The sequence below is a fragment of the Streptomyces sp. NPDC042002 genome, assembly GCF_055588305.1.
The window spans coordinates 1-5,391 of sequence record NZ_JBVJCT010000078.1; the positions used below are offsets into that span (position 1 = coordinate 1).

A 5,391-nucleotide genomic window follows, 5' to 3' on the forward strand; every position below is an offset into this window, starting at 1 on the left:
TGACCTCGTTGCACACAATGACCCGGCGCCCGTGCAGCTCCCCCAGGCCGGTGGGGTGTCCTTCCCAGGGCCGACCCATGAGGAATCCGGGCGGATCCCTCCCTGCCAGACTCTCATGAGACATGAGGACAATCGAGTCTTCTGTTGTTAGTAGGGGGAGAACGGGATCTTTCGAGCGTGACGCTGAGCAATGCCGATCTCCTGGCCGATGTGGCCGATGATGAGGTCGTGGGCAAGAAGAAGCAGGGGCCCCGCGCGGGTGGGCCGAAGCGGCGGACCTTCACCGCTGAGTACAAGCTGCGGATCGTGGAGGAGTACGAGCGGCTGACCGAGCCCGGCGCCAAGGGCACGCTGCTGCGCCGGGAAGGGCTGTACCACTCCCACATCATCGACTGGCGGACTGCCCGTGACGCCAGCGCACTCGACGCACTGGCCGCCAGGCCAACCGGGCCGCCGGGCAAGTCGGCCACCCAGAAGGAGAACGAGAAGCTGCAGGCCGAGAACGAGCGGTTGGCCGCCGAACTGGCCAAGTCCCAAAAGGCATTGGCGATCCTGGGAAAAGCACACGAGTGTCAGCGATCACGCAATTTGGCTCTGGCGAAGATCTTGTGACGGCCGGATACTCGAAAAAGAGGTGGACGCCCCCGCGATACTGGTTGCCGTGGCCGTCACCCAGCAGTTTGCCCGAGTCACTGCGGAGTATCTCGCCCTCTGCCGGACGCGCGCTGAGGAGTCCTCCGATGGGGATCACCAGTGGGATCCGTCGGAGGCTGACTGCCTCGACCTGGACTGGGCCCCAGCCATGCTTGAACGTGCGTGCCGGTTTGCCGGAATCAGCGAAGTGCACCTCGCCGCGCTCAGGCAGGCCACCGACGGCGGTGTAGCGATGGATGTCTTCTTCCTCAACGCTCATCCTCATGCCATCGGGCCCTTCGGACCCGCACCGGCCGCCCTTGAACCGTTCGCGGTCAGACGAGTCTGCGGCCTGCTCGGGGAGATGGACCTCCAGGCCGTTCTGGAGGTGCTGCCGCTCGACATCCATGAGGCAGGAGCGTTGATCGGCCACGGAGCCGAAGGCCTCGTCGACGGCCCCAGAGCGTATCTGATGGACCATTTCGAGGCTCTGCGAGAGTTCTATGCAGGAGCCTCGGAGCGGGGCCTGACTGTCGTCTCATGGTGGGACTGACCTCCCGAAATGGGCTGTTGGCCGTCTTGCTTGCCTGTCTGTCCGACGGGCACGGGCAGGAGCAGTCCGCGACGTATGCGACGGCGGAGCAGGTCGAGGTTGGCCCGACTGTAGTCCTTCCGCTTCATCGGCGAGGGCCGGCCGACGGGCATGTGACTTCGCGACTCCTGCTCGTTGGCATGCCCGGGATGCGGGAAGATCTCGCAAGCGACGACCGGGCCGGGTGGAAGCCGCATCTTCCGAAGTCCGGTAAGCGGGGCTGCCGTTGGGAAAGCCACCGCAGGATCGTCCACGGGATCCCTGTGCAAGATCTACTTCGCGGGAGAGGCGGACGGCGCCCACTGGCGCGGCTGATAGCACCGGGCCAGCGGGCCGATGCCCCGCAACTCGTCCCTGTCGTGGACCTCATCCATGTCGGCCGGCTCGGCGGCGGGCAGGTTCGGCACGCCCTGATCGCCTCGGGGGTGACAACGCGTACTCCTCCCGCTGCATCCGCGGCTACCTGCGTCGAGGACAGATCAGGCACACCATCCCCGAACCGAAGATCAGCGGGCCGACCGTCGGAACCGGGGCAGCAAAGGCGGACGCCCCACAGGCTTCGACACCACCATCTACAAAGGAGGAACGAAGCAGAGCGAACGATCAACGCCCTCAAGGGCTCCGGTGCCGTGGCCAAGAGCTACGACAACTGAGCCTACGGCATGCACAGCACCCTCATCTCGGCCGCCGTTCGGCTCTGGCTCTGGTCGTGACTACTGGGGCGAAGGGCACGATGGCAGTCCCTGCGAAGCCGTCGCCCAGTCGGTGCGCCTGTTGCCGCTGTACACCCCACACAACAAAATCGGCCGGACAGTGATTAGGCTTCCCCCATGCTGACCAGCGAAGACGAGGCTGTCAGGCGCCTGGTCGCCGGGATTGCTCCGGACCAGGTGCTCGATGTGACGGACCCGGAGTCCTGGATCGGCCTGGACACCCGTGTGCGCGAACTGGCCTGGCAATGCCCGGAGCTCTTCCATTCGAAGGCGTCGCCGTCCGGGCGACGGCTGAGGTGGAGCCCGGATGCGTCGCCTCCCACGGTTACTTGGGCCAGGAAGCCCGGTGACGCCGAACTCGCCCTTGCCCTCTGCCACCCCGACGGCCGGATCCGGGAGGCCGCGCTGGGCCACGCCAAGGAGCGGCCCGCGCTGCTTGCGCTGGTCGTCATCCGCTGCGCGGACTGGGCGGGGCCGGTACGAGATCGGGCCCGCGCGATCCTGGCCGAGGTGCCCCCGTACCGGCTGGCCGCGCACGCCGCGCTGATCCTGCGGGTCGGCGGTCGCTCACGGGGCGGCTTCACCCAGGACCTTCTGACCGGGGCGCTGCGCTCGGGCCCGGCCGGGCAAGTCGAGGCGTTGCTCGACAGTAGCGACCGGGCCACGGCCCGCCTCGCGTACCGCGTTGCCGTCGAGCGGCGGTTGCTCTCCATGGCGCGGCTCGCTCGGATTGCGGGCCGCCACCGCGACGTCGTGGTGCAGGACCTGTGCGCCGAAGCAGCCGTGGCCGCTCTCGGTGAGGGCACCTTCGAGGAGTTCGCCGATGTTGTGGTGCCGCTGCTCGGGTCCCGGCAGCCCCGGGTCAGGTCGGCGGGGGTGACCGCCCTGCGCCGGGCCGGGCGGCACGCTGATGCGGAGCCGTTCCTCACCGACCGGTCCGCCGTGGTTCGGGCGTGCGCCCGGTGGGTGCTGCGGCAGGGCGGCACGGACCCGGCGCCTCTGTACCGCGCGCTGTGCGCCGACCCCGCGGGCCGGCCCGCCGCCGCGGTGGGCCTCGGCGAGTGCGGGACGCGAGAGGACGCGGACCGGATTCGGGCTCTCCTCGCACACCCGGTCCCCGGCGTACGTGCCTGCTCGGTGGCCGGGCTGAGGACCCTGGATGCGGTGCGCGTCGATGACGTACGACCGCTCTTGGACGACCCATCGGCGGCAGTGGTCCGGCAGGCGACCGCGGCCCTGTTGCCGTGGGCCGACCGCGTACCGCAGGAACTGCTGTGCGAGCTGCTGACCGAGGATCGTCCGCGTCACCAGCGGGTCGCGGCGATACGGCTGCTGCGGGCCGTCGGGGTGCATGTCCAACTGTGACGCGCGACCTGGACGGGATCCGCCGGTCAGGTCGTGAAGTTCGGATACGGGAGTTCGATGCAGAGGAGGCGGAGCTTCCTGCTTCGGCTGAGTGGGGTCTGGAATGCGATCGGGCTGCCTTCACCCGCCTCGAACAGGTGATGCGAGCCGCGTGCGAGTGATCCCAGTCCGACGAGAAGCTCGATCGATCGGTCGCCGAACGGTTCTACGACGTCGCGACCGGGTTCGCCCGCGGACGTCACACCCCGAACTTCCCAAAGCCAGCACCCGATGCCTACTTCGAGGACTGGGTGGAGCGGATCGGGGTTCTTGGAAGCAGGTATTTTCTAGGCGGGCATGACCAAAACGTGCGTCACTGCGTCCCGCGCGGCCCGGTACGTCCGGGGCCGCTGCGGTGCCAGGCGCGTGACCGCGCTATCCAGCCATTGCGCATCGCCGAGCCGCTGTGCCGCACCGGCCTTGGACGCCTGGTCGAACAGTTCGACTACCAGCAGCGTCTCGCTGACGGTGTAACGCCGGGCTCACGCGGCGGCCGTCCACCGAAGTTCGATCCGCAGGAGTACAAGGCGCGACACGCGGTCGAGTGCAGTATCAACCGCCTCAAGAGGCACCGAGCCGTGGCGACGAGATACGACAAACTCGGGGTCCGCTGCGAGGCGACCGTCCTCATGGCCGCCATCAACGAGCGGTTGTGATCCCCCGGTCTGCCTGGCCCGGTGCGTCCGAGGCATCGAGCAGTTCCAGGACCAGGTCGATGACCAGCTCCGGCCGACCCACAAACGGAGAGTGCCCGGTGTGCCACTCGCGGACGGAGTCGCAGCGCGCGGCCATGACGCGTTGGAGTCCGGGGTCGATGGCTCGGTCCTTCGCGCACACGACGTAAGTGGAATGGGCGTGTTTCCAGCTTTGGCGTTGCGGGACTCCTCGCCCGCAGCCGGCCGTCTGGGCTCGTAGTAGTCCCACTGCCCAAGCGGCCAGGTGCGCAGGGCAATCTGCGTACAGCGCATCCGCGGAGGTTTCCCCCTGGTCGTGGACACCCTGGACACTGGATCCGTGAAGTTCCAGAGATCAGGAGTTCCCGTTGGGGACCTACAAGTACTCGGCTGAGTTCCGGGCAGACGCGGTCGCGCTGTATCGCGCCAGTCCGGGGCGGCCGGTGGCGGCTGTGGCCAAGGATCTGGGTGTGAACCACGAGACGCTGCGCTTGTGGATCAAAGCTGCCGAGGAGTCCGAGGCGCCATCCGTGCAGGTGCAGGTGGAGGCGGACAAGGACGCCGAGATCGCCGCCCTGCGCCGACAGGTGCGCGAGCTGGAGCTCGAGCGCGAGATCCTGCGCCGGGCGGCCAAGTATTTCGCGGGCGAGACCAACTGGTGAGCCGCTTCCAGTTCGTCGATGATCTTCGCGACACCTTCGGGGTGAAGTGGCCGTGCCAGGTCGTGGAAGTCTCCCGTTCCGGCTACTACCGATGGCGGGCCACCGCCGGCGCCCGCGCCGAGCGGGCCCTCTTGGATGCTGAGCTGACCGGGAAGATCCGCGAGATCCACATCGAATGGGACGGCACCTACGGTTCCCCGCGCATCACCGCCGAGCTGCGGGCCGAGGGTCGGCGGGTCAACCACAAACGCGTCGAGCGCGTGATGCGCGAGGCCGGCATCGTCGGTGTGCACCTGCGCAAGAAGGTCACCACCACGGTGCCCGCCCCGGACGCGGCCAAGGTCCCCGACCTCCTGCAGCGCGACTTCACCGCGAGCGAACCGAACAGCAAGTACGTCGGCGACATCACCTACCTGCCCGTCGGTGACGGCCGATTCCTGTATCTGACAACGGTGTTGGACCTCTGCTCGAAGCGCCTGGCGGGCTGGGCAATCGCCGATCACATGCGCACCGAGCTGGTCACCGACGCCCTCGCCGCCGCGGCCCGCACACACGGCGGCGACCTGGCAGGGGCCGCGACGTGGCACCGGAACATCCGCAGAAGCACTCATAAACAAATTACTGACTTCGGCTCGTCAGGGTGAAGTGTCCTGGAATGCCTGATGGCTCCGGTGTGGTGGAGGTATCCCGGAGTGTGTGAGATACGCGGATGG

4 protein-coding genes and 4 pseudogenes are annotated in these 5,391 nt (G+C 67.9%); 7 read left to right on the plus strand and 1 reads right to left on the minus strand.

From position 1 onward, the window contains the following. Nucleotides 1-177: 177 nt before the first annotated feature. The 5 genes and pseudogenes from ACZ6KY_RS42010 (at nt 178) to ACZ6KY_RS42030 (ending at nt 3,998) form a co-directional block, all read left to right on the plus strand. Nucleotides 178-612, plus strand: a complete 435-nt coding sequence (locus tag ACZ6KY_RS42010; RefSeq protein WP_469315512.1) for a transposase — start codon at nt 178-180, stop codon at nt 610-612. Between the two features lie 49 nt (nt 613-661). Further along, nucleotides 662-1,186: a DUF1877 domain-containing protein gene (locus ACZ6KY_RS42015; RefSeq protein WP_469315513.1), complete on the plus strand. Its 525-nt coding sequence runs from the start codon at nt 662-664 to the stop codon at nt 1,184-1,186. Nucleotides 1,187-1,500: 314 nt separating this feature from the next. Beyond that, nucleotides 1,501-1,875, plus strand: a pseudogene (locus tag ACZ6KY_RS42020) (transposase family protein); the annotation flags it as partial. Nucleotides 1,876-2,055: 180 nt separating this feature from the next. Next, nucleotides 2,056-3,303 (plus strand): hypothetical protein, encoded by a 1,248-nt coding sequence (locus ACZ6KY_RS42025; protein WP_469315514.1) that lies wholly within the window; start codon nt 2,056-2,058, stop codon nt 3,301-3,303. A gap of 425 nt (nt 3,304-3,728) precedes the next feature. Continuing rightward, a complete protein-coding gene (locus ACZ6KY_RS42030; protein ID WP_469315515.1) occupies nt 3,729-3,998 on the plus strand; it encodes a hypothetical protein in 270 nt (89 codons plus the stop codon). Here the strand turns inward: ACZ6KY_RS42030 and ACZ6KY_RS42035 are convergent. Next, a pseudogene (locus ACZ6KY_RS42035) lies at nt 3,982-4,323 on the minus strand (alpha/beta fold hydrolase); the annotation flags it as partial. The gene ACZ6KY_RS42030 and the pseudogene ACZ6KY_RS42035 sit on opposite strands and share 17 nt — an antisense overlap. Before the next feature lie 61 nt (nt 4,324-4,384). On the opposite strand from ACZ6KY_RS42035, the pseudogene ACZ6KY_RS42040 reads away from it, so the two are divergent. Both ACZ6KY_RS42040 and ACZ6KY_RS42045 read left to right on the plus strand, forming a co-directional pair. After that, nucleotides 4,385-4,546, plus strand: a pseudogene (locus ACZ6KY_RS42040) (transposase); the annotation flags it as partial. Between the two features lie 51 nt (nt 4,547-4,597). Continuing rightward, nucleotides 4,598-5,235: pseudogene (locus tag ACZ6KY_RS42045) on the plus strand (IS3 family transposase); the annotation flags it as partial. Between the last annotated feature and the right edge of the window lie 156 nt (nt 5,236-5,391).

What these genes read in the sequence shown, in the direction of transcription:
- ACZ6KY_RS42025 (WP_469315514.1), top strand. Translation starts at nt 2,056, where the DNA reads ATGCTGACCAGCGAAGACGAGGCTGTCAGGCGCCTGGTCGCCGGGATT.